This is a genomic window from Methylobacterium sp. C25 (genome assembly GCF_021352225.1).
GTDB lineage: Bacteria > Pseudomonadota > Alphaproteobacteria > Rhizobiales > Beijerinckiaceae > Methylobacterium.
In genome coordinates, this window is the sequence record NZ_JAAUVI010000003.1 from 295,522 (window position 1) to 319,327 (window position 23,806).

Consider the following 23,806-nt stretch of genomic DNA (forward strand, 5'->3'; position numbering starts at 1 on the left):
ACAAACAGGGAGAGGGGTGCCCATCGTCAGTACGTCGCCGCCAGATAATCGGCGATCTTCTTGGCATCCTCGTCTTCGATCGGCGCGCCATAGGCCTTGATCATCTTGGTGACCTCGGCGGTCCAGAAGGCGTGACCCTTCTTGGCGGGCTGCATGGCGATGTAGTCTGGCGAGTGGCAGGTCAGGCAATGCGCCTCGGCCACCTCCTTGCCCGGCCCGGGATGGAGCTGCGCCGTGTCTTCGGGCAGGTCGTAGGTCAGCGGCTTGGCGCCGGCCGCGCCGATCCAGAGGCAGGCGCCGCACAGGGCGATGCCGGAGAGACCGAGGCGGGTCATCCGTTTTGCTGATCGTGTCATGGTCACCCTCCCCTCAGCTCGCCGTGACGCGGGTCGTCTCGACCACGTTGCGCATGTAGCCGGCCGGGTTCCACAAGGATTCGAGCGGCTGTGACTGGCCGATCCGGTTCATGGCCCGGACGCGCAGCTTGTGCTCGCCGGCCGGCAGCTTGAGGCTGGCCTCCCAGCCACGGAAGGCATAGCGGCCCTGGTCCTTGCCGAGCTTAGCCACCGTCCAGGTTCGACCGTCGTCACCCGAGACCAGCACGTCGGTGATGCCGTAGCCGCCGTCGAAGGCGATGCCGCGCAGCGCCGTCTCCCCAGCTTTCACCTTGCCGCCATCCTGCACGTTCGTGATGAAGGAGCGCACAGTGAAGCGGTTGATCGGAATGGTCGCCGTCGGCATCTTGCCGGGCTCGGTGCAGGCGCAGGCATTGGCCGGGATGCGATAGGCCGTCTTCATCCAGAAGTTCTCGAGCGTGGTGTCGAGGACGGTGATCGCGTTGAGATGCTTCATCCAGTAGGTGCCGTAATAGCCGGGCACGACGAGACGGAGCGGGAAGCCGTTGAGGAAGGGCAAGTCCTCGCCGTTCATGGCGTAGGCCAGCATCACCTCGCCGTCGCGGGCGTGATCGATGTCGAGCGCCTTGGCGAAGTCCGGGGTCTTTTCGAGAATCGGCCCGTCGAGCCCCTCGAACATCACTTGCTTGGCGCCGGCCTGGACGCCCGCCTGCTCGAGGACGGCCTTGAGGGGCACACCCTTCCAGCGGGCACAGCCCATGGCGCCGTTGGCGAGTTCGCCGCCCGCCACGCGCGGCTCGAAGAAGCCGCGGGAATTGCCCGAGCACTGGTTGACCGCCGTGATCTCCACCGCGTCGAGCTTCTTGAGATCGGCGAGCGACAGGCTGAGCGGCTTGTTGACCTTGCCCTTGATCTCCAGGCGGAAGCTCTCCGGGTCGATCTCGGTGGGGACGCCGGCGAGGTGGTAGCGCACGAAGAAGGCGTCGTTCGGCGTGATCGTGCCCTCGTCGAAGACTGAGAACGGCGTTTCCAGCTGCGGCGGCCGGCTCGTCATCTGGATGAGCGGACGCTTCCCGGGATAGGCGACGAGCGGCCGCTCGCCATTCCCGAAAGGTAGCGTCACCCGATCGCTCGGCGTGGCCCTCGCGCGACTGCCGAAGGCGGCGGTCGCGAGCAAAGCGGAGCCAGCGCCGCGAAGTACATCGCGTCGTTGCAACATCGTTTCCTCCTTCTCGGACGGCCCCTTCGTGGGGCCGCCGTCTCGTGGGCGGGGCTGAGTTCAGCCGAGCCGAAGCAGGTGGATCAGCCCGAGGCTGATCAAGAGGAGCAGGACGAGCGAGAGCGTCACCGCCGCGGTGACGCGGCCGCCGACGCGGCCGATCACTCGCACGTCGACGCCCAGGCCGAGAGCCGCCATCGAGATCACGGTAAGGTAGCCGGCGACCTTGGTGATTGGCCCAACGGCCATGTCCGGAACCAGGCCGAAGGAGCGGCAGGCCGCGAGGATCAGGAAGCCGAGGATGAACCACGGCACCAGCTTGAACGGATCGAATTTGCGGGGCTTGGCCGGATCGGCCTGGGTCTCGCTGAACCGGGGAGCGAGCAGCGAGAGGCCGACGACGACGGGCCCGAGCATCAGCACGCGCACGAGCTTCACCAGCGTGCCGATCTGGGTCGCGACGAGGCCGGCCGGGACGGTGGCGGCCAGCACTTGCGGCACCGCATAGACGGTCAGGCCGGCCAGGATGCCGTACTGGCTCGCGCCGAGGCCGAGCAGCGGGATCAGCAGTGGCAGGCCGAGCACCATCAGCACGCCGAGGATCGCGGTGAAGGAGATCGAGGAGGCGATGTCGTCGCTCGACGCTCCAATAACGGGGGCCACGGCAGCGATGGCCGAGTTTCCGCAGATCGAATTGCCGCAGGCGATCAGCAGCGACATCCGAACCGCGAGGCCGAGCATGCGGCTGATCGTGAAGCTCGCCACGATGGTGACGACGACGGTGCCGACGATGGCCGCGAGCAGCAGCGGGCCAGAGGCGACGATCGCCGCGAAGCTGATCGAAGCTCCGAGCAGCATGACCGCGACTTCGAGCAGTTGCTTGGCACTGAAGGCGATGCCTGAGCGCCAGATCTGGCTCGGCTGCCAGAAGGTGCGGATCGCCATGCCGAGCAGGATCGCGATGACGAGCGCCTCGATATAGGGATGCTCGAACACGCCCTCCTCGACATGCTGCAGGCCGATCGAGACGAGCGTCACCGCGATGCAGAGCAGGATCCCCGGCGCCAGCGACGTAATGCGTGCGATGACGGGGTTGGTTTTGGGCGGCGTCACGAAACGGTTTTCCTGCAGCATCGTCACTCTCCGATGCCGATCTTTGGCATCGCTAGTCTAGGCCCTCATAGCAATTCTTTGCTCATGCGCAGCAAAATTCGAGAACAATCTTCCAAGATCGTTCTATAACGTAGAACATCCTTCAGGTTGCCTGTGTACGAGTCCATTGCTCGGTCCGTTCTGGCTCCGCCAGCGAGCCACGTTGCGCCTCACGGCCGATCCACCAAGCGGAAATGGCGCTGACGAGACCGGCGAAGGCGCAATAGGTGCAGACCAGCCAGGGCTTGTCGGCGCCGGAATATTGCAGGAGCGCGGTAGCGATGATCGGAGTGAGGCCGCTCGCGAAGATTCCGGAGAATTGGTAGACGAACGAGATGCCAGTGTAGCGCACCCGGGCCGGGAACAGCTCCGAGAAGAGCGCCGCCTCCGGCCCGTAGACTGTGGCGTAAAGCACTCCGAAGGGCACGATCAGCGCCAGCCAGATCATGCCGGTGCTGCCGCCGCTATTCAGGAACAGCCAGAAGGCGGGGAAGGCCGAGAGGCCTGTGAGCAGCGAGCCCCAAGCATAGACCCGCGTGCGGCCAAGTCTGTCAGAGAGCCAGCCGGCGAGCGGAATCGTGGCGCAGAGGAGCAGAGCGGCAGCGGTGACGCCGAGCAGCGCCTCTGTGCGCGGTAGCTTCACCGTGCCGGTGAGATAGCCGATCGAGAACACCGCAAAGATATTGAAGAACACGCCGTCGATGGTGCGCGCGCCCATGCCGGCGAGCACGTTGCCGGGATAGTCCCGCATCATCGAGACGAAAGGGATCGCGGCTTCGGTGTTCGCCTTCTTCACCTGGGCGAATTCCGGCGTCTCCATCACGTTGAGCCGGATGTAGGCGCCGACGGCGACGAGCACGGCGCTGAGCAGGAAGGCGAGCCGCCAGCCCCAGGCCAGGAACTGCTCTTCCGTGAGCCCATAGGACAGGCCGGCCACCACGCCCGAGGCGATGCAAAGCCCGAGCGCCAAGCCGATCTGTGGGATGCTGGCATAGAGCCCGCGCTTCTCTGGCGGGGCGTATTCGAAGGCCATCAGCACGGCCCCGCCCCATTCGCCGCCGAGACCGATCCCCTGGATGATGCGCAGGAAGAGCAGCAGGAGCGGCGCGGCGATTCCGATCTGGGCGTAGGTCGGCACCAGGCCGATCAGGAAGGTGGCCACGCCCATCAGCATGAGCGTGATCACGAGCATGCTCTTGCGGCCGATCTTGTCGCCGAAATGCCCGAAGATCACGCCGCCCAGCGGGCGCGTCACGAAGCCGACGGCGAAGGTCGAGTAGGCGAGCAGCGTCGAGACGAGCGGGTCGTGGGCCGGGAAGTAGAGCTTGTTCAGGACGATCCCGGCGACGACGCCGTAGAGGAAGAAATCGTACCACTCGATCGTCGCGCCGATCAGCGAGGCGCTGACGACGCGGCCGAGACCGCGGCTGTTCTCGTTCATGTCAGGCTCCCTTCTCTCACCGGCTCGGCGAGCGGGCGCGGTGTCGTCGAACCGACCCTGACCGGCGCCGATCCGGCGCGGGTGTCGGCCAGGATCATCTCGGAGGCTTTTTCGGCGATCATCACCACGGGCGCGCTGGTGTTGCCGGAGACCAGGGTCGGCATGATCGAGCAGTCGACGACGCGCAGGCCGCCGACGCCATGGACGCGCAGACGTGTATCGGTCACCGCCATCGGGTCGTCGCCCATCTTGCAGGTGCCCGAGGGGTGGAAGATCGTGGCGCCCGAGGCGCGGGCGAAGTCGAGCAGCCCCTCGTCGCCCTCGATGGCCGGCCCTGGCTTGGTCTCCTCGGTGAGAAGCTCACGCAGCGGCCCTGTCGAAGCGAGGCGGCGGGCGAACTTCATGCCCTCGATTGTGCAGCGGCGGTCGGTCTCGGTGGCGAGATAGTTGGCTCGCATCACCGGAGCCTCGAACGGATCGACATTGCGCAGGGTCACCGTGCCCCGCGATTCCGGCCTGAGCTGACACACCGAAAACGTGCAGCCCGACCAGGGATGCGGTGCGCCGCCGGCCATATCGGCGGAGAGCGTTCCGAAGTGGAACTGTACGTCCGGGGTGCCGGGCCCCGGCATCACGCGAGTGAACAGACCACCCTGGTTGATGCCCACCGCCAGCGGACCGCCGCGGGTCAGCAGCCATTGCAGTCCGATCCGCGCCTTGCCAAAGACAGAGCGCAGATCGTCATTCGTCGTGATGGGCTTCGCCACCTTGTACATCAGCCGGATCTGCAGGTGGTCCTGCAGGTTCTCGCCGACCCCGGGCAGCTCCTTTTCGATCGCGATGCCGTGGCGCTGTAGCTCGGCTGCCGGGCCGATACCGGACAGCAGCAGAAGCTGCGGGCTCTGCAGGGCACCGGCGGCAAGAATGACTTCTCTCGAGGCGCGCGCCTCGATGATCCGGCCATTCTGGCGGTAGCGCACACCGACGGCGCGGCTGCCCTCGAGGATCAGGCTGGTGGCATGGGCATCGGTCTCGACGCGGAGGTTGGAGCGGCCTTCTGCCGGGCGCAGATAGGCGACAGCGGAGCTGCAGCGCCAACCCTTCCGCGTGAAGAGCTGGTAGTAGCCGACGCCCTCTTGGTCGCCGGCATTGAAATCCGTGGTGCGCTTGACGCCGAGCTCGCCGGCGCCGGCGATGATCGCCTCGATCAGCTCGTGCTTGTGCTCGATGTCGGAGCACCAGAGTGGGCCGTCGCCGCCATGGGCCGGTCCGGCGCCCTTGGTGTTGTGCTCGGAGCGGATGAAGTACGGGAGAAGATCCTTCCACGACCAGCCGGCATTCCCGAGCGCGGCCCAGTGGTCGTAATCCTCAGGCTGCCCGCGGACGTAGATCAGGCCGTTGATCGAGGAGGAGCCGCCGAGTGTGCGGCCGCGCGGCCAGTAGATCCGCCGATCCTTCATGGTCGGCTCGGGATCCGTGTAGAACCCCCAGTTGAGGGTCTTGTGGAACATCGTCTTCCCATAGCCGATGGGAAGATGGATCCAGGGCGAGCGATCGCGCGGGCCCGCCTCCAGCATCAGCACGCGATGCCGGCCGTCCTCCGAGAGGCGGTTCGCAAGAACGCATCCTGCGGTGCCGCCACCGACGATGATGAAGTCGAAGGGGGCGATATCCACCGCCTGCACCTCCTCGATTGCGTTTCCTCGTTATCGCGCCGCCTCGAGCTCTAATGTCTCGAATTTCGAAACGATATGTTCGATTAAATGAGGAATTTGCTGGCGTGTCAACGCGAACAGCTGTAATCGGGGTCGTGCCAGCCAGACGTCGCGCAGCCTCCGGCACCGCCTGGAGTGAAGCGGTGCGCGAGGGGGACTCAGGGAACACGCGGCCTAGCTCGGTGGCTGAATGCGAATGCCGCTCGGGTCCCTCTGCTGCTCCGCTGGGCCACGGAACGAGTTGGTCGGGAAGCGATCAGTTCCCCGGGAAGCCGATCAGTGTTTCGGCCTGTTCGTTCTTGGCGATCTCGCTGAGGTGCCACTTGATGGTGGCAACGACATTCTTAAGCGCGATGCCGTCACGCGGGAGCTGGATGGTCGACTGCTTTGCCTGAAGATTGGCAACGCTCGCAGCAAGGTAGAGCGCAACGGCGAAGGGAAGGATCTGGCGGAGGCGCTCGTGGGGAGGCATGGCTGAAGAGCCCGTTTGCTGCAATGCAAACAAACTATCCGAGCTACTTTTGCGTCGCAATAATTTCGCCACTGTCGAGCCGTCATGGGAGCGTTGCCCTCGGCGCCTGACCGGAGCCCGGGGCTTGCCGACTAGCGCGGGAGATTTCCGATCTCGGCCATCATGTATTCGGCGAGATGCTCGGCAGCGGCTGCGATCCCGCTGGGCTTGCGCTGCAGCACGATTTCGAGGTCCGGCATGTCCGGCAATCCGTCGTTCCGGCCGAGGCGGCGAACCAGCGGGCTTAACGCACAGAGCGGGAAGGCCGAGACAGCGAGCCCGGCATAGACCGCAGCCTGGAGCCCAGCGATGCTGTCGCTGACGGCCGCGATGGTCCAGGGCCGCCCCACATGGCCCAGCGCCTCGAGGGCATGCTGCCGGTAGACACTGCCGGCGGGCAGCAACGCCAGCGGAAGAGCGCCTTGCGCAGAGACCGGATACTCGCGGGCGGAAACCCAGACCAGCGGCTCCAGCCGAACGATGGTGCCACTGCCGAATTCCGGCTGCCGGGTCATCAGCGCTATGTCGATCTCTTCCCGCTGTAGCGCCGCATGCAGATTGACGCTGCGCGAGCAGCGCAACTCGATCTCGATCTGCGGGTAGGCACGCGAAAAGCCGCTGAGCACGGCCGGCAGCAGGAAGGCCGCATAGAGATCGGGCACGCCAAGCCGCACGTGGCCGGCGACGTCGGGTGCGTCGAAACGCTCGCGGATCTCGTCGTTGAGGCCAAGAAGAGTACGCGCGTAGCCAAGCAGCATCTCCCCGTCCCGCGTCAGGGTGAGGTGGCGACGATCGCCCTCGAACAGCGACTTGCCGAGCGCCTTCTCGAGCCGGTGCATCTGGTGAGTAATGGCAGGCTGGGTGCGGCCGACCTGCTTGCCGGCCAGCGTTATACTGCCGGTCTCGACCACGGCGACGAAAGTCCTGAGCAGGGGGATCTCGAGATCCGGAATCATATCGATAAATTTCCTGAATGATCTCGATGCATAGAATAAATTTCTCCAATGCAAATGCAATCGCTAGCTTGAGATCGAGGTGCCGGACCACCCACGATTCAGGGCGATCAACGACCCCGAACAGGCCGTCGCTTCAAAGGTGAGGAACACTCAACGGATGTCGGGGACTTGCCCCGCCTTCGCGTGGTCTTACGCGCCGGCTGGTCAAGTCTGTCCGACATCAGTCAGGAGGGCAGAATGCTGCGGCTTGTTCGGTTCAAAGCCACCGATCGCGTACTGCTGGTCATCTGCCTGATGTACCTGGTCACCTATATTGACCGGGTGAACATCGGCACCGCCGCCCCCGCCATGCAGAAGGAGCTGGGGCTCACGAATTTCGAACTTGGCCTCGCCTTCTCGGCCTTCGCCTATCCTTACGCCTTCTTTCAGATCGCCGGCGGCTGGCTCGGTGATCGCCTCGGCCCCCGCAAGACGCTGCTGATCTGCGGCGCGATCTGGTCGGCCGCGACGATTGCGATCGGCTTCGTCGAAGGCGCGATGTCCCTGATCATCGCCCGCTTCATCCTCGGCATCGGTGAAGGCTCCGCCTTTCCCACCGCGACCCGTGCGTTGGCCAACTGGATGCCGGCCGACAAGCGCGGTTTCGCCCAGGGCATCACCCATGCGGCAGCTCGCCTTGGCAATGCCTTGACGCCGCCGATCATCGCCTTCCTGATCGTCGCCCTCTCCTGGCGCGACAGCTTCTGGATCATCGGCGTGATCAGCTTCGCCTGGGTTGGCCTGTGGTTCTGGTACTTCCGGGACGATCCGCGCGACCACAAGCACATCACCAAGGAGGAGCTCGCCGTCCTTCCAGAGATGAAGATCGCCACGGAGCGCAAGGCCGTGCCGTGGGGGCGCCTGCTCAAGCGCATGATGCCGGTGACCGCGACCGACTTCTGCTACGGCTGGACGCTCTGGCTGTTCCTGAACTGGATCCCCTCATACTTCCTCCACGAGTACCATCTCGACATCAAGAAGTCGGCGATCTTCGCCTCGGGCGTGTTCTTTGCCGGTGTGGTCGGCGACACGGTCGGCGGCATCGTCAGCGACCGAATCCTGAAGAGCACCGGCAGCGTCTCGAAGGCCCGCGTCAGCGTGATCGTGGTCGGCTTCCTCGGCGCCTTCGCCTTCATGATGCCGGTGCTGTTCGTGCATGACGTCGTCACGATCGCCCTCTGCCTGTCCGGCGCGTTCTTCTTCGCCGAACTGATCGTCGCCCCGATCTGGGCGGTGCCGATGGACATCGCGCCCCAGCATTCGGGCACGGCCTCGGGCTTCATGAACTTCGGCTTCGGCCTCGCCGGCATGATCTCGCCGGTGGTGTTCGGTGCCGTGATCGATGCGACCGGGCGCTGGGACCTGCCCTTCATCGCCTCCCTCGGCCTGCTTCTGCTCGGCGCCGTGCTTGCCCTGTTCATGCGGCCCGACGAGCTCTTCGTCGACGATATCGAGCCGGCGCAGCCCGCTTCGAACGCTTCGGTGGCGGTCAGGCCCAGCGCCTGACCGCAGGTCACCCTCCCCTCGCCCATCCTTTTTCGACAGCAGCGTAAGGAAAACCGCGGCATGTCCGTCGTCAGTCTCAAAGAGCGTTCCGTCGACCGGCAGGAGCCGGTCCCCGTCACCCCGAGCCCGATCGAGCCGGGCCCAGTCGAGGGCGTGATGCTCAGGGCGCGTGCGGCCCAGAAGGAATTCGCCAACGTAGACCAAGAGACTGCCGACGCCGCGGTCCGGGCGCTGGCCTGGGCGCTCTACAAGCCCGAGCATGCACGCGAGCTCGCCGAGCTCGCCGTCGCGGATACCGGCCTCGGCAACGTCGCCGACAAGATCCGCAAGAAGCAGCGCAAGACGTTCGGGACGCTCCGTGATCTCCTGCGCTCGCGCTCAGTCGGCGTGATTGAGCGCGACGATGCCAAGGGTCTGGTCAAATACGCCAAGCCCATGGGCGTGATCGGCGCGGTGACACCTTCGACAAATCCCGGCGCGACACCAGTCAACAAGGCGATGATGGCGATAAAGGGCCGGAACGCCATCGTCATCGCGCCCTCCCCGCTCGGCTACCGCACCACCTCACGGATCGTCGAGCTGATGCGAGAGGAGCTCGCCAAGATCGGGCTGCCGCAGGATCTCGTGCAGATCCTGCCCTCCCCGGTCACCAAGGACTCGACCGAAGCGCTGATGAAGGCCTGCGACCTCGTCGTAGTGACGGGTTCGCAGGACAATGTGCGCCGCGCCTATTCGAGCGGTACGCCGGCTATCGGCGTCGGCGCCGGCAACGTGCCGGTGATCATCGACGAGACCGCCGACCTCGATGCCGCCGCCGAGCGCATCCGTGAGTCGAAGATCTTCGACAACGCCACCTCCTGCTCCTCGGAGAACGCCGTCGTCATCGTCGATGCTGTCTACGACAAGGCCATCGCAGCCCTCGAGCGGGCCGGCGCCTATCTCTGCACGCCGGAAGAGAAGCAGCGGGTGGTCGAGCGGCTATGGGTCAAGGGCAAGCTCAGCCGCGACCTCATCGCCCGCGATGCTGACATTCTGGCACGCGCCTTCGAGCTGCCGAAGGCAGCCGAAGCCAAGCAATACTTCCTCGTCGAGGAAACCGGTGTCGGTAAGGCCTATCCGCTCTCAGGTGAGAAGCTCGCCCTCGTGCTCACCGTCTACCGTGCCAGCGACTTCAAGGCCGCCAAGGCGCGGGTCGACGAAATACTGAACCACCAGGGCAAGGGCCATTCCTGCGGCCTGCACACCAAGAACATGGACCGCGCCCGCGAGCTCGCCGAGGATCTCGACGTGGTGCGCGTGCTCGTGAACTTCGCCCACACCTTCGGCAATGGCGGCGGCTTCAATTCGGGCCTCGGCTTCACCCTGAGCATGGGCTGTGGCTCCTGGCAGAAGAACTCGATTTCCGAGAACCTGAGCTACCGCCACATGCTCAACATCACCCACCTCGTGACGCCGATCCCCGAGGACAAGCCGACCGAGCTGGAGCTGTTCGGGCCGCACTGGAAGCGGATCGGACACAAGGAGGCCGCCCGATGAATTTTCTGGAGCACGTCGCGAAGGCGCGGGTCCTCGCGCCCGCCGGCATCCCGGTGCCACGCTCGGTCCATTGCACGACGGCCGATGAAGCCGCTCGCGCCTTCGAGGAACTCGGCCCCTGCATGGTCAAGGCGCAGGTGCCCACCGGCAAGCGCGGCAAGGCCGGCGGCATCAAGCCGGCGAACTCGGCCGCCGAGGCCCGCAGCGTCGCCGAGCGGATCCTCTCCATGAGCATCGATGGCCACGCCGTCGGCTCGGTGCTGCTGGAGGAGCAGGCCAAGATCACCCGCGAGTTCTACGCCGCGATCCTCACCGACTTCGCGAGCCGGCGCCCGCTGGTGCTGTTCTCCACCGAGGGCGGCATGGACATCGAGGAGGTCGCCGCCACGCGTCCCGACGCGCTGCGCCGGCACCTCGTCGATCCCGACAAGGGTTTCGACGAGGCCGCCGCGCTCGCACTGCTGTCCGGGCTCGACCTCGGCGGCACCGAGAAGAAGGTCGCCGAGATCCTCGCGGCGCTCTACGCCACCAGCGGCAAGACCGACGCCGAGCTGATCGAGATCAACCCCCTCGCGGTGCTGGCCGACGGCCGGGTCGTGGCGCTGGACTGCAAGCTGACCCTCGACGATTCCGCGGGCTTCCGGCAGCCGGAACTGTCGCTGCAGGCGGCCGAAGAGCCGATGACCGATCTGGAGCACCAGGGCGCCGAGAACGGGCTGAAGTTCATCCAGCTCGACGGCAATGTCGGCGTGCTCGCCAACGGCGCCGGGCTCACCATGACCACCATGGACGTCATCGCCCATTGCGGCGGCCGCCCCGCCAACTTCCTGGAGATCGGCGGCGAGGCCTACACCAAGTCGGAAGCGGCGCTGAAGCTCGTCCTGTCCAATCCCGGCGTGAAGAGCCTCGTCGTCAACTTCTGCGGTGCCTTCGCCCGCACCGACGTGATGGCCGAGGGCGTGGTCACCGCCTGGAAGCGGCTGAACCCGGACATCCCGGTCTTCTTCTCGATCCACGGAACCGGCGAAGACGAGGCCGTGCGCCTCGTGCGCGACGGGCTCGGCCAGGAGCCCTTCGACCTGATGGAAGATGCGGTCCAGGCCGCCGTGAACGCAGCAAGCGGAGAGGCCGCACGATGATCATCTATCGCCAGTCCGCCCGCGTGCTCGTCCAGGGCATCACCGGCAAGCAGGGCACTTTCTGGACCGAGAAGATGATGGAGTGCGGCACGCAGGTCGTGGCCGGGGTCAATCCAAAGCGCGCCGGCGAGACCCATCTCGGCGTGCCGGTCTACGCCTCGGCCGAGGCCGCCATGGCCGAGACTCCCTTCGACGTCGCGGTGATGTTCATCCCGCCGGCCATGGCGCGTGACGCCGCGGTCGACGCGATCGAGGCCGGCGCCAAGACCGTGGTGATCCTCACCGAGCACATCCCGGCCCGTGACGTGATGGCGATCCACCACGCGGCGGCAGCCCATCACACCCGCATCATCGGGCCGAACACCGCCGGCATCGTCACGCCGGGCGAGGGCTTCGTCGGCATCATGCCGGGGCACAACCCGAACATCTTCCAGCCGGGCGAGGTCGGCGTGATCTCGCGCTCGGGCAGCCTCGGCACGCTGATCTGCCTGAACCTGACCCGAGCCGGCATCGGCCAGTCGGCCTTCCTCGGCATCGGCGGCGATCCGATGATCGGCACCACCACGCGCGACGCGCTCAAGGCCCTCGACGAGGATGCCAAGACTCGCGCCGTGGTGCTCGTCGGCGAGATCGGCGGCGCGATGGAAGAGGCGGCGGCGGAATACGCCTCCGGCATGTCGAAGCCCGTTGTCTCGTTCATCGCCGGCCGCGCCTCGCCGCCCGGCAAGAAGATGGGCCATGCCGGCGCGATCGTGTCGGGGACCATGGGCAGCTATGACGGCAAGCGCCGCGCCCTGGAAGCGGCAGGTGTCGCGGTGGCCGACACCCCCTCCGAGATCCCCGGTCTGCTCGAAGCCGGCCTCGGCAGAGGCGCGGCTCATTCGGCGACAATGGCGCTTCGCGCCTGAGCTTTCCGAAGCGAAACCGCTGCGGGCTGGTTGCCCGCGGCGGATCCGAATTCCGTACTGGAAGCTAACGCCTTCTTGGCTCACTCAGCCAGGATGTAGGTCCTGCCGCATGTATGCCGCGGCGCAAGCAAGGTTGCTGACTCGATGTCAGCATCAGCAAGCGACCTTACCCAGCCAAATGCCCCTAGGCTGACGCAACGCGATCGACCCCTTGCGATTCGAGCGGCGCCGGGCTTTAGGTTTTTGCTTGTCCAACGAGGAATAGAGCGCCTGATGAGGAGCTTATTGCTTTTCAGAACTGGCGTGACCTCTACAAGATCGAGCCCGCAGCCGAACTGGATCTTCAGTTCTGCTTGCAGAAATCAAATGGCGGAGACGGAGGGATTCGAACCCTCGATACCCTTCTTAGGGGTATGCTCATTTAGCAAACGAGTGCCTTCAGCCTCTCGGCCACGTCTCCGTTGATACCGGCTCTAGAAGCTCGCATGGAGCCGGTCAACCCGCTTCAGGCGGCGTCCGGAACCGGCATCGCGGCCCAAGCGGTTCGGCTGGGATCGGTTCGGTGGGTTTGGCAGTCACTCGCGCTTCCATCACCGGTCGTGTCCCTCCGTCAGGCTTGTGTCTCGGCCAGACGTTTGCGCTGGACCTTGCCGTTGGCGGTACGGGGCAACGAGTCGAGGAAGCGGATCTCGCGGGGGGTCTTGTAGGCAGCGAGCCGCTCGCCGCACCAGGCGATCAGGTCTTGCGGGTTCGGGACGGCGCCCGGCTTCAGGACGACGAAGCCGGCGATGACCTTGAGGTCGGCGCGCACCGCGAGTTCGGCGACGCCGGCCTCGGCGACGTCGGGATGCTCGATCAGTGCCGCCTCGACCTCGTTCGGCGAAACCCGGTAGCCCATGGCGTTCATCAAGTCGTCGTTGCGGCCGTGGAACCAAAGGTATCCATCCGCGTCGAGGCTCGCGAGGTCGCCGCCGGTGAACCAGTCGCCGCGCAGCACCGCCTCCTCCTCGTCCGAACGGTTCCAATAGCCAAGCATAAGGCCCGGTTCGGAGCGGTGTATCGCGAGAAGACCCGTCTCTCCGGCCGACAGCGGCTCCGGCTCGCCCTCGACCGGCAGGATCGCGACCCGGCGGCCGGGCTGCGGCTTTCCGGGGGAGCCTGGGCGTACGGGTACCGTCGGGCCGCTCGACACGTAGGTCGAGATTTCGCTCATCCCGAGCGCCTCATAGAGCGGCTTCTTCGTCGTTGCCGTCCAGGCTTCGAGCAAATCGGGCGGCAACGCCTCGCCGGCGGTGACGCCGTGGCGCAACCTCGACAGATCATGCTGTGCCACATCAGCGTATTTGAGGATTTGCCGGTAAACGCTCGGCACGGCGGCGAAGATCGTCGCGCCATGAGCCGCGATCAGGGCCGGCCAGATGCCCCGGTCTCGCGGACCGTTATAGACGATCGCCGTGGCGCCGCAGGCCCAGGGATCGGTGATGCCGACGCCGAGGGTGTAGGTCCAGTTCATCGCACCGGCATGCAGCATCACGTCGTGCTCGGTGAGGCCGAGCCAGTGAGCATGCATCGGGCGGCGCCCCCAGATCGCGCGGTGGGCATGCAGCACGCCCTTCGGTGAGCCTGAGGTGCCGGAGGTATAGACGAGCGTCGCTGGGTCGTCGGCAACGCTATCGACGTAGCAGGCGGCGGGTTCGCCGGCCTTCATCGCCGCGATCTCGTCGGGTCCGAGCAGGATGCGGCCACCGAGGCGATCACGATCGATGACGGCATCCCGGCCGAGCACGATCACCGAGGCACCGGAATCCTTCATCAGGAAGGCCGCCTCGGTCGCGGTCAGTTGCGAGGAGGAGGGCAAAGCCACCAATCCGGCGGCGAGCGCCGCGAAATAGACGAGGACGTAATCGGCCTCGTTGCCCATGCGGATCATCACGCGTGCACCGGGCTCCAGACCGAGGCGCGACAGGCCGCCCGCGATCGCGCGCACAGCCCGATCGGCCTCGGCGAAGCTGATCTGCTCGACCCCATGCTCGCCGACGACGATCAGGGCGGCCTTATCGCCGCGCAATCGGGCATTCTCGGCGAGGCAGTGGCAGGCCGCGTTGAAGCGCGCAGGCGGTGCACGGTCGTCGTCTGGTGACACGAGCTGACGGCTCCTTTCGCCCTGGCTGGCCTCGTTGTGTCGGGCCGGTGTGGCCGAGCGTCAAGCTTTCGTCATGCTCGGAGCCGAGGCTGCGGGGATGATCACCAGACGTGCCTTCGCCGCCTTCGGAGCCGTTCTCGCGCTGCCCGGCCCGTTCGGGACTCGCGCATCGGCGGCAACGGTTGAGGCGCATTTCGCGCGGATCGAGGGCGCCACGGGCGGACGACTCGGCATTGCCGTGCGCGAGCCTGCCAGCGGCCGCACCCTGGCATACCGGGCCGACGAGCGTTTCCCGCTCTGCAGTACCTTCAAGCTGCTCGCGGCGGCTGCGATCCTCGCCCGCGTCGACGGCGGCCAGGAACGCCTGGATCGGCGCATCGCCTATGCGGCATCCGATCTCGTCGATTATTCGCCGACCACCAAGGCACGCCTCACCGAGGGCGCGATGCCGCTGGCCGACCTGTGCGAGGCGGCGATCACGCTGAGCGACAACACCGCCGGCAACCTGATGCTCGGGCAGATCGGCGGCCCGTCCGGCCTGACGCGGTTCCTGCGCGAGCAGGGCGACCCGGTCACACGGCTTGATCGCACCGAGCCGAGTTTGAACGAGGCATTGCCCGGCGATCCGCGCGATACGACCAGCCCGAACGCCATGGTCTCGAACCTTGAACGGTTCGTCCTCGGTCGAGCCCTCTCGGCGGCTTCCCGGGCAAACCTAGAGGGATGGCTGCTTGCGAACCGGACCGGCGCGACGCGACTTCGCGCCGGGCTGCCGCCGGACTGGCGCGTTGCCGATAAGACCGGCACCGGAGAGCGTGGGACGGCGAACGATGCGGGGATTCTCCTGCCGCCGGACGGAGCACCCATCCTCGCGGCCATTTACCTAACCGAGTCGACGTGCTCGCCCGCCGAGCGCAACGACTCCATAGCCCAGGTTGCACGGATCATCGCTGACAATCTCAGGACGCAGGGGACGTCGCCCCGTTGATGGACCGAGCCGCCCCGACATGCCGAGCCGGCAAGATTAAGCCGGCCACAGGGCTTCACGAGGACATTTTGGCAATTTTATCTTATCACGTGTTAAATCGCGCGCCGCACAGCAACGCTATGAGGCCCGATCCAACGGACGGCCTGCAGCATGGACAATCCCCTGGTTCGGAAACTTCAGCGCTTCGCGCGTCTGTCGGCCGGGGATAAGCAAGCGCTCAACGAGGCTGCCCGGCTGAACGTCCGCCGGATCGGGCCGCGCGAGGACATCATTCGCGAGGGCGAAAGCCCCGATCAGGTCAACCTCATCCTCTCGGGATGGGCCTGCCGCTACAAGCAACTCGAGGACGGGCGGCGGCAGATCATTGCGTTCTTCCTGCCGGGCGATCTCTGCGACACGCATGTCTTCGTCATGCGCGAGATGGACCATTCGATTGGAACGCTCAGCGCGGTGACGGTGGCCGAGATAGGCCGAGACACTCTGACCGCGATCACCGAGCAGCATCCCCGCGTCACGCAGGCGCTCTGGTGGGAGATGCTCGTGGCCACCGCCGTGCAGCGGGAATGGACGGTCAATATCGGTCAGCGGACGGCGACCGAGCGGCTCGGACACCTCTTCTGCGAGCTGTTCCTCCGGATGCGCGCTGTCGACTTGACTGACGGCACCTCCTGCGAATTGCCGATCACCCAGGTCGATCTCGCCGACGCGCTCGGCCTATCGAACGTCCACGTCAATCGCGTCCTCCAGGAGTTGCGCGCAAATGGTCTGGTAACCCTGCGCGGACGGCTATTGACGATCCCCGATCTTCCGGCCTTGAAGGCTGCATCTCTTTTCAATCCAAATTATCTTCATCTGGATCACATCGGCCGACACTTGGACGCCAACGAGGAGTGATCTTCGGGACAGCCGGTCTTCGCACGCGGAGATGTCTCGACTGAGTGGGGAACATCGTGCGTACGAAACGCGATACCGGCATGGGCCGGGTCACGTCCTGGCCTCATGCCACCGGCACGATGGCAGATGCGATCCGCAAGCATCCCTGGTCGGAAACTCCGCTCGGCGCGATCGAGTCATGGCCGCCCGTTCTTCGCTTCGCGTTGAGCGGCATCCTCGAATCGCGTTTTCCGAGCCTGCTGGTGTGGGGGCGTGAACGCATCGGCCTCTACAACGATGCCTGCATTCCGATCTTCGGCGAGCGCCCGAGCCCTCTCGGACAAGCCTTCGAAATCACCTGGGCGGATATCTGGGACGAGATCCGCGACGTCTACGAGGGAGCCTTCGCGGGCACCGCCGGATATCGCGAGGATCTGCCTCTTCACGTGGCGCGGCCGGGCGTGCCGGACCTGTCCTGGTGGACTTTTTCCTGCACCCCGATCCGCGACGAGGCGGGCCGGATCTGCGGCGTGCGAGCGGTCATCCTCGAGACGACCGCCCGTGTCCGCTTGGAACTGCGGCAGTCCCTGCTGATCCGGATCGGCGATGTGCTGCGCCAGCAGAAATGTCCCGGCGAGATCGCCACAAATGTCTGCTCGGAACTGGGGCAGCATTTCCAGGCCGACAGGGTGAGCTACGCCGAGATCGATGTCGGCAAAGGCATCGCTCGATTGGGTCCCGGCTGGGCGACAGACCAGCGAGCTTATCGCGCAGAGGACATCGACCTTCTGGCCTTCGGAGCCGATTACCTCCCCGATCTCAAGTCGGGCGTGCCTTCGATCGTTGAAGACGTCGCGAACGATCCTCGGGCCGCCGGCAACACGGTCTATGAAAGGCTCGGCATCGGGTCCGTCATGGTGATCCCGCTGATGCGCGATGGCGTTTGGGTCAATTGCCTCGCTGTGGCGATGGCGCGGCCTCACGCCTGGACGAAAGACGAGTTGAGTCTCGCGATCAACGTCGCGGAGCGCACGTGGCAGGCGCTCGAGCGGATGCGGGCCGAGACATCGTTGCGGGCGAGCAACCGCCGTCTCGAAGAGGCGCTGGAAGCCGCGCGAATGGTTGCCTGGGACTGGGACGTCGAGGCTGATCGCATCGACGTCACCGGCAGTATCGTCGATGTCTTCGGCCTGAAGCCCGGCGCGAGGATCGACACGAAGAGCGCCGGGTTCTTGCACGTCCACCCGGATGATCACGAGCGACACAGCAAGATCGTCGAGGAGGCGGTCGCCGCACAGAAGGGCTACGAAAGCGAGTTTCGCGTCATTCGCGATTGCGACGGCGACATTGCGTGGCTCGAGGAACGGGCATTGCCCAAACGCGATCCGGCATCGGGCAAAATCGGGCTGACCGGCCTCGTCTGGGACGTCACGCGGCGCAAGCGAGCAGAGATCGCGACCGAAGACGCAAGGCGGGAGGTGACCGACGAGTTGACCGTGTTGACGAGGCTTCACGACTGGGCCGTGCGCGTGGCGAGTCCGGCGGAATGGCAGTCGCTGCTCGACGAGATGCTCGCTGCGACGATGGCGTTGCTCAATGCCGATTTTGGTTCGATCCGGCTCTACGATCCTGCCGACCAGACCCTTGCGATCATTTCGGCACGAAATCTCGAGTCCGAATACATCAAGCGCTTTCTCGTCGTTTCCACGAGCGACGAAAGTGCTGCGTGGGGTCGCTCGCTCAAGTCCGGACAGCGGATCGTCTACGATGATCTGCAGAACGATCTGACAGATCCGGCGCTCAGCAACGCGGCGCGACGGCACGATTGCAACGCGCTCCAGATCACTCCGCTTTTCGATCGAAACGGAGCCCCCGTCGGTGCTCTCGCAACGGCGTTTCGCCAGTCGCACGTTCCGAGCAACCGCGAATGGCGACTGATCGATCTCTACGGCGCACAGATCGCGGACGTGATCAGTGCGAAGCGCGCCAGGGACGCGCTCGCAGCGAGCGAGCAGCGTCAGCGGGGATTGATCGAGAGCATGCCGCTGCTGGTCTGGCGCTCGACCTATGATGGTCAGGCAAGCTGGCACAGTTCGCAATACTACGCCTATACCGGGCACAAGCCGGAGGACAGCCTTGATCACGGCTGGCTCGACGCCATCCATCCGGATGACCGGTCCAAGGTCCGCGAGGCTTGGTCCAAGGCCGGTGAGCACAACCTGTACATCTGCGAATGCCGGATCTGGAGCGCCCGCGAAGGGCGCTATCGCTGGTTCCAGGAGCGCGCCGTGGCCGAGCCGATCGGCAAAGGCGGTAGCGTCGAGTGGATCGGAACCTCGACCGACATCGACGAGTTGCGTACGCTGCACGAACAGCAGCGCGTCCTGCTGACGGAGCTTCAGAACCGGGTCCGGCAGACCCTGTCGCGGCTGCGGACCATCGTGCGCCGAACCGCCGTGTCGCGGGACTATTTCGACGAGTATGTCCTGCGGCTCGACAGCCGACTTGGGGCGCTCGCCCGGGCGCAGGGACCGGCCCTGCGGGATCCGAGCGCCGGCGTCGAGCTGTCGGAACTCGTCGCCAACGAGCTCACTGCCCATCAGGCTCGGGAGGGAGAGCGCGTCACCGTGGCCGGCCCGACGCTGCGCCTCCGACTCGAAGCCGCCGACACGCTCGCCCTCGCCCTACACGAGCTGGCGATCAATGCCGTCGAGCACGGTGCGCTGGCGCGGGAGCGCGGTCGCGTCCACGTGAGTTGGCGGATCGAGGACGGGGCGAACGGGCGTCACTTGCATCTCGAATGGAAGGAGACGCGGTGCGCGCTGCCGGCCCCCGCGGAGCCCGTCCGTGAGGGCTTCGGTTTTCAGCTCCTCAAACGCACGCTCGCGGACGAGTTCAAGGCTCGGACGAGTATCACGTTCGCGACGAGCGGCCTGATCTGCGCGATCGAACTGCCCCTAACCAAGCGCGTCGTTCTGACCTGATACCGAGAGCGCCGCGCCCCCTCGACGATCACGGGCGGCGCCACAGGTTCATCGAACCCCGCGGCCCCTCTCGGCCTTGGCCGCCATCACTCGGAGACGGACGATGACGGATGCCACCAGCGTGCCCCGGCTCGCGCTGAACGACGGAGCCAGCATCCCGCAGCTCGGATTCGGCGTCTGGCAACTGCCCGATGCCGAGACGCCGTCCGTCGTCGGCGCCGCGCTCGATCGCGGGTACCGCTCGATCGACACGGCATCGATCTACGGAAACGAGGCCGGCGTCGGCCGCGCCCTGCAACGGAGCGGGCTGCCGCGTGACGAGATCTTCGTGACGACGAAACTCTGGAACGACCACCAGGGCTATGACAGCACGCTCAGAGCCTTCGACGAGAGCCTGGGACGGCTCGGGCTCGATGAAGTCGATCTGTACTTGATCCACTGGCCTTGCCCGCAGCGAGACCTTTATGTCGACACTTGGCGCGCCCTAGCTCAGCTGAAGCAGGAAGGACGGGCACGCTCGATCGGCGTCTCGAACTTCCAGGCTGAGCACTTGGAACGGATCATCGCGGATACCGGGGTTGTCCCGGCCGTCAACCAGATCGAGCTTCACCCGCATTTTCAGCAGCGCGCCCTGCGCGACGTCCATGCCCGCCTCGGCATCGTCACGGAATCCTGGAGCCCGCTCGGCCAGGCCAAGGCACTGAATGATCCGGTGCTCGTCGAGATTGCGCGGCGGCACGGCCGCACCCCAGCCCAGATCGTCTTGCGCTGGCACCTCGACAGCGGGCTCGTCGCCATCCCGAAATCAGCCACGCCTTCGCGCATCGCCGAGAATTTCTCGGTGTTCGACATCGCGCTGACGGCCGAGGATCAGAAGGCGATCGCGACCCTCGACGACGTCGACGGCCGGATCGGACCCGATCCGGCGAACTTCAGCTGACGCCGGTTCCGGGTAGAGCAAGTGGCTGCGCCGGGCGCGGAAGCGCGGTGCCGCCCTTGCGTTCGAGCAGGCCCGGCGGCGGCACAGGCGCATCGATGGTGCAGACGACACCGCCCGGCTCGTAGAGGAGTTCGACCTTGCCCTCCAGTTCGCGGGCGAGGCTGCGCTCGATCAGGCGCGAACCGAAGCCGGTGCGCGTCGGTTTCTTGACCGGCGGTCCTCCGCTCTCGCTCCAGCGCAGGCCGAGTCTCGTCTCGGCGCCACGCTCCACGGTCCAGGTGATCGCGACCCGACCGTCTTCGTTGGATAGCGCCCCGTATTTGACGGCATTGGTCCCGAGTTCGTGCAGCGCCATGGCGATCGACAGAGCGAGCCTCGGCGGCAACCGCAAGGGCGGCCCCGCAACCGAGAAGCGCGACGTCGTCCCGCCACCGTCGAGCGGGCGGATCGCGTCGGCGACCACGGCGCCCATCTCGGCGCCCTCCCAGTTCTCTCGGGTGAGCACGTCGTGCACGCGCGCCAGCGCCAGCAGGCGGTTCTCGAAAGCGCCACGTGCGGCCTCCGCCTCTTCGCCTTCGAGTCCGCGCAGGGATTGCAGAGCGATGGACTGCACCGTCGCCAGGGTGTTCTTCACGCGGTGGTTCAGCTCGTTGATGAGGAGGATGAGGTGCTCCTCGGCGCGCTTGGCGTCGGTGATGTCGATGTTGCAACCGGTATAGCCGAGGAAGGCGCCGGTTTCGTCGAGGCGCGGCACGCCCTCGCAGCGCAGCCAGCGCACGGCGCCGTTGCGGTCGATCACGCGCATCTCCGCCTTGAACGGCGCCCGCTGCTGGACCGCCTCTTCGAACAGCGAGGAGAAGGACGGCAGATCCGGTGGATGGATGATCTTGTGCCAGCCCTCTCCCGCCAGCTCGGAATAAGGCATGCCGAAGAGCTCGTCGAAATGCATGTTGGCGAAGACGATCTCGTTGTTCTCGTCGGTCATCCAGATCAGCGCGGGTGCGGAATCCGCCACGACACGGAACCGCGCTTCGCTCTCGCGGAGCGCTGAGAGACCGCGCTGCGTGTCGGCGAGCGCCCGGTCGCGCTCCTCGCTTCGGGTGCGCAGACGCAGAGACGCGTCGGCGAGCACATCGCCAAGGCGTCGGATCTCGTGGATCGGCGAGGAGATGCGCGGGATTGCCTGGCCGCGGGACAGGGCCGGCCCCGTCGCTGCGAGCTGGCGCAGCGGTCGCGACACCCGCGACCAGAGATGCACGGCCAGCGCCGAGGAGGTCGCGAGAACCAGCAGGCCGAAGCCGCCGAATGCCCAGATCCAGCGGCGCAGCCGCGCCTCGACGAGGTGCTGCGGGATGCTCGCCGCCACCGTCCAGCCACTGAACCGCGAACGCTCTTCCACCACCGTGACGGGCTTGAACGCGCGATCCTTCCCCTCCCAGACACCAGGCGTCTCGGTAGCGTATTGCCGGAGCGTCGAGAGGCGCATCCGCCCGACCACGCCGGGCAGTTCCGGAACGCGTGCGAGCACGATCCCGTCGCGATCGGCCAGCCCAGTCGTCCAGCCCTGGACGTGATCGCGGGCCAGCATGGCATCGAGCCGGCTCAACGGCACGGAGTAGCTCAGGATGAATTTCACGCCGCTTTCGAGCTTGACCGCCACGCCGATCGCATAGGCGCCCCCGACCGGATCGGAGGCGCCAAGGTAGCCGGTCACCGCGGAGCGCTGGATGCCTCCGGCAATCTCGTCGTCGAACGGTAAAGGCGTGATCGGCAGAGGCGAGCCCGGGCTCAGGCCGGTATTGACCACCTGCTGGCCGTCCGGCTTGCGCAGGATGATCTCGAGGCCGATCGTGTCGCGCACCAATCGCGCCTGCGCGTCGAAGCTCTCGAACTCGCCGTTGCGCAGACGCGGAGAGGTTGCGAGCGTCTGAAGCCCGGCGACGAGCCCGGCGATGTCGCGGTCGATCGAGAGCGAGATGCCGCGCACGTTCTCGCGGGCGTCTTGTTCAAAGCGTGCACGCTCGGTCGCCGCGTAGCGGGCAAGGAGGATCGCGGTGAAGATCAGGCCCGGGCCGATCAGCGCGATCACGAGCATGATCAGATAGAACTGCGTGGAGAAGCCGCGCTCGTCGAGCCGCGAGAGGATGCGGCCGATCACTGATCTCCGCCTCTTGGGGGTGATCCGGACGCTCGCCGGTTCGGCGGGATCAGGCCGCATGCCGTGCATCACTGCCGACCTTCATCGTCAGGCGCTCCGTCACGCCTGGCCCTTCTCGTCATTCGTACTGGTCGGCGTCGTGCCGTCGACATGGCCGAGGTCGCGGCCCGGATCGATCCGATCGCGCACCCGCTGCTTGAGCGCCTTGACGTCGGGAAAGCCGCCATCGCGCACCCGTTCCCAGACCGTGTCACCATCCACCGCGATCAGGAAGGCGCCACCCCTTCCCGGAACGAGCGCGACCTCTCCGAGATCGTCGCCGAAGGTCGACAGAAGCTCCTGCGCCATCCAGGCCGCCCGCAACAGCCAACGGCACTGCGTGCAGTAAGTGATCGCGACCCGAGGCTTCGCCGCACCGGAGGAAGGCTCTTCCATCGCGGCACAGCGCTACCAACCGCCCCTGCTTGTCAACCGCGAGATCCGGCGATCACGCCCTATCCGCACCCTTTCCTTGCAGAGGGATGCGTTCCATCTCATGCTCGACCGTTCGATTGCGATGAAATGCCGTGCGGCTGCGTTCGAACCTCACCCAAGGAGACCGCCGATGAGTCAGGGTTCCCTGTTGGCAATGTCGCCGCGCTCGTCGGTGGCGGCCCGTGCAATCGGCGCGTTCCTCGCGATCATTCTCGCCACCTGCCTGTCGGGCTGCGGCGCCATCAATCGCGTGCCGACCCTGGAAGAACAGGCGAAGTCGTCCTGGAGCGAGGTCCAGAACCAGTACCAGCGGCGGGCCGACCTGATCCCAAATCTCGTCGAGACGGTGAAGGGCTACGCCAAGCAGGAGCAGGAGACGCTGACCAAGGTCATCGAGGCGCGGGCCAAGGCGACGAGCGTCCAGGTCGACGCTTCGACGGTCAACGATCCGCAAAAGTTCAAGCAATTCCAGGACGCCCAGAATCAGCTCAGCGGAGCGCTGGGGCGGCTGCTGGCCACCGTTGAGGCCTACCCAGACCTGAAGTCGAACCAGAACTTCCTGGCCCTGCAATCGCAACTCGAAGGCACCGAGAACCGCATCGCCGTGGCGCGACGCGACTACATCCAGGCGGTCCAGGCCTACAACACCGAGATCCGCACCATCCCGGGACGCTGGATCGCCGGTTGGTTCTATCCGGAGGCCAAGCCGATGGAGACCTTCACGGCCACGCCGAATTCCGAGAAGGCACCAAACGTCAAATTCTAGGC

Annotated in this window: 19 protein-coding genes and 1 tRNA gene; 9 read left to right on the forward strand and 11 right to left on the reverse strand. The window is 65.9% G+C overall.

Annotated elements, in window-relative coordinates:
* Window positions 1-26: 26 nt before the first annotated feature.
* From sorB to HCU64_RS11315, 7 genes are all read right to left on the reverse strand, one after another.
* A complete protein-coding gene (gene sorB / locus HCU64_RS11285; protein ID WP_233383975.1) occupies window positions 27-356 on the reverse strand; it encodes a SorB family sulfite dehydrogenase c-type cytochrome subunit in 330 nt (109 codons plus the stop codon).
* A 13-nt stretch (window positions 357-369) separates the two neighbouring features.
* Window positions 370-1,575: a SorA family sulfite dehydrogenase catalytic subunit gene (gene sorA, locus HCU64_RS11290; protein WP_233383976.1), complete on the reverse strand. Its 1,206-nt coding sequence runs from the start codon at window positions 1,573-1,575 to the stop codon at window positions 370-372.
* A 60-nt stretch (window positions 1,576-1,635) separates the two neighbouring features.
* The gene (locus tag HCU64_RS11295; RefSeq protein ID WP_442785951.1) at window positions 1,636-2,706 is read right to left on the reverse strand and encodes a YeiH family protein; all 1,071 of its coding nucleotides are present in this window, start codon (window positions 2,704-2,706) and stop codon (window positions 1,636-1,638) included.
* A gap of 124 nt (window positions 2,707-2,830) precedes the next feature.
* The gene (locus tag HCU64_RS11300; RefSeq protein WP_233383980.1) at window positions 2,831-4,168 is read right to left on the reverse strand and encodes an MFS transporter; all 1,338 of its coding nucleotides are present in this window, start codon (window positions 4,166-4,168) and stop codon (window positions 2,831-2,833) included.
* Window positions 4,165-5,844: a GMC family oxidoreductase gene (locus HCU64_RS11305; RefSeq protein ID WP_233383981.1), complete on the reverse strand. Its 1,680-nt coding sequence runs from the start codon at window positions 5,842-5,844 to the stop codon at window positions 4,165-4,167. Before HCU64_RS11305 ends, HCU64_RS11300 begins: the two co-directional genes overlap by 4 nt.
* A gap of 295 nt (window positions 5,845-6,139) precedes the next feature.
* A complete protein-coding gene (locus HCU64_RS11310; protein WP_233383983.1) occupies window positions 6,140-6,355 on the reverse strand; it encodes a hypothetical protein in 216 nt (71 codons plus the stop codon).
* A gap of 131 nt (window positions 6,356-6,486) precedes the next feature.
* Window positions 6,487-7,350, reverse strand: coding sequence for a LysR substrate-binding domain-containing protein (locus HCU64_RS11315; protein WP_233383984.1), 864 nt, complete (start codon window positions 7,348-7,350; stop codon window positions 6,487-6,489).
* Window positions 7,351-7,587: 237 nt separating this feature from the next.
* Here HCU64_RS11315 and HCU64_RS11320 point away from each other — a divergent pair, with 237 nt between their 5' ends.
* From HCU64_RS11320 to sucD, 4 genes are all read left to right on the forward strand, one after another.
* On the forward strand, window positions 7,588-8,895 hold the full coding sequence (locus HCU64_RS11320) for an MFS transporter (protein ID WP_233383985.1): 1,308 nt from the start codon (window positions 7,588-7,590) through the stop codon (window positions 8,893-8,895).
* 156 nt (window positions 8,896-9,051) lie between these two features.
* Window positions 9,052-10,431: an acylating sulfoacetaldehyde dehydrogenase gene (sauS, locus tag HCU64_RS11325; protein ID WP_233384278.1), complete on the forward strand. Its 1,380-nt coding sequence runs from the start codon at window positions 9,052-9,054 to the stop codon at window positions 10,429-10,431.
* Complete coding sequence (locus HCU64_RS11330) at window positions 10,428-11,570, forward strand: succinate--CoA ligase subunit beta (RefSeq protein WP_233383986.1); 1,143 nt, start codon at window positions 10,428-10,430, stop codon at window positions 11,568-11,570. The genes sauS and HCU64_RS11330 overlap by 4 nt, the downstream gene beginning before the upstream one ends.
* Window positions 11,567-12,478 carry a succinate--CoA ligase subunit alpha gene (sucD, locus tag HCU64_RS11335; protein WP_233383987.1) on the forward strand — a complete coding sequence of 304 codons (912 nt, stop codon included), beginning with the start codon at window positions 11,567-11,569 and terminating at the stop codon, window positions 12,476-12,478. The genes HCU64_RS11330 and sucD overlap by 4 nt, the downstream gene beginning before the upstream one ends.
* A gap of 367 nt (window positions 12,479-12,845) precedes the next feature.
* On the opposite strand, the gene HCU64_RS11340 is transcribed toward sucD, so the two are convergent.
* Window positions 12,846-12,938: transfer RNA gene (locus tag HCU64_RS11340), tRNA-Ser, on the reverse strand.
* A gap of 150 nt (window positions 12,939-13,088) precedes the next feature.
* The gene (locus HCU64_RS11345; protein WP_233383988.1) at window positions 13,089-14,621 is read right to left on the reverse strand and encodes an acyl-CoA synthetase; all 1,533 of its coding nucleotides are present in this window, start codon (window positions 14,619-14,621) and stop codon (window positions 13,089-13,091) included.
* Between the two features lie 97 nt (window positions 14,622-14,718).
* Between HCU64_RS11345 and bla the strand changes: the two genes are divergently transcribed.
* The 4 genes from bla (at window position 14,719) to HCU64_RS11365 (ending at window position 20,406) form a co-directional block, all read left to right on the forward strand.
* Entirely contained in the window at window positions 14,719-15,609 is an 891-nt protein-coding gene (gene bla, locus HCU64_RS11350; protein ID WP_233383989.1) for a class A beta-lactamase, read from the forward strand.
* A gap of 150 nt (window positions 15,610-15,759) precedes the next feature.
* Window positions 15,760-16,503 (forward strand): Crp/Fnr family transcriptional regulator, encoded by a 744-nt coding sequence (locus HCU64_RS11355; protein ID WP_233383991.1) that lies wholly within the window; start codon window positions 15,760-15,762, stop codon window positions 16,501-16,503.
* Window positions 16,504-16,559: 56 nt separating this feature from the next.
* Window positions 16,560-19,466, forward strand: coding sequence for a PAS domain-containing protein (locus HCU64_RS11360; protein WP_233383993.1), 2,907 nt, complete (start codon window positions 16,560-16,562; stop codon window positions 19,464-19,466).
* A 103-nt stretch (window positions 19,467-19,569) separates the two neighbouring features.
* On the forward strand, window positions 19,570-20,406 hold the full coding sequence (locus tag HCU64_RS11365; RefSeq protein ID WP_233383994.1) for an aldo/keto reductase: 837 nt from the start codon (window positions 19,570-19,572) through the stop codon (window positions 20,404-20,406).
* Here HCU64_RS11365 and HCU64_RS11370 read toward each other — a convergent pair.
* Both HCU64_RS11370 and HCU64_RS11375 read right to left on the reverse strand, forming a co-directional pair.
* The gene (locus tag HCU64_RS11370) at window positions 20,399-22,552 is read right to left on the reverse strand and encodes a sensor histidine kinase (protein WP_233384279.1); all 2,154 of its coding nucleotides are present in this window, start codon (window positions 22,550-22,552) and stop codon (window positions 20,399-20,401) included. The two genes, HCU64_RS11365 and HCU64_RS11370, sit on opposite strands and share 8 nt — an antisense overlap.
* 111 nt (window positions 22,553-22,663) lie before the next feature.
* Window positions 22,664-22,999, reverse strand: a complete 336-nt coding sequence (locus HCU64_RS11375) for a SelT/SelW/SelH family protein (RefSeq protein WP_233383995.1) — start codon at window positions 22,997-22,999, stop codon at window positions 22,664-22,666.
* 169 nt (window positions 23,000-23,168) lie between these two features.
* On the opposite strand from HCU64_RS11375, the gene HCU64_RS11380 reads away from it, so the two are divergent.
* On the forward strand, window positions 23,169-23,804 hold the full coding sequence (locus HCU64_RS11380) for a LemA family protein (protein WP_233383996.1): 636 nt from the start codon (window positions 23,169-23,171) through the stop codon (window positions 23,802-23,804).
* Window positions 23,805-23,806: the final 2 nt, after the last annotated feature.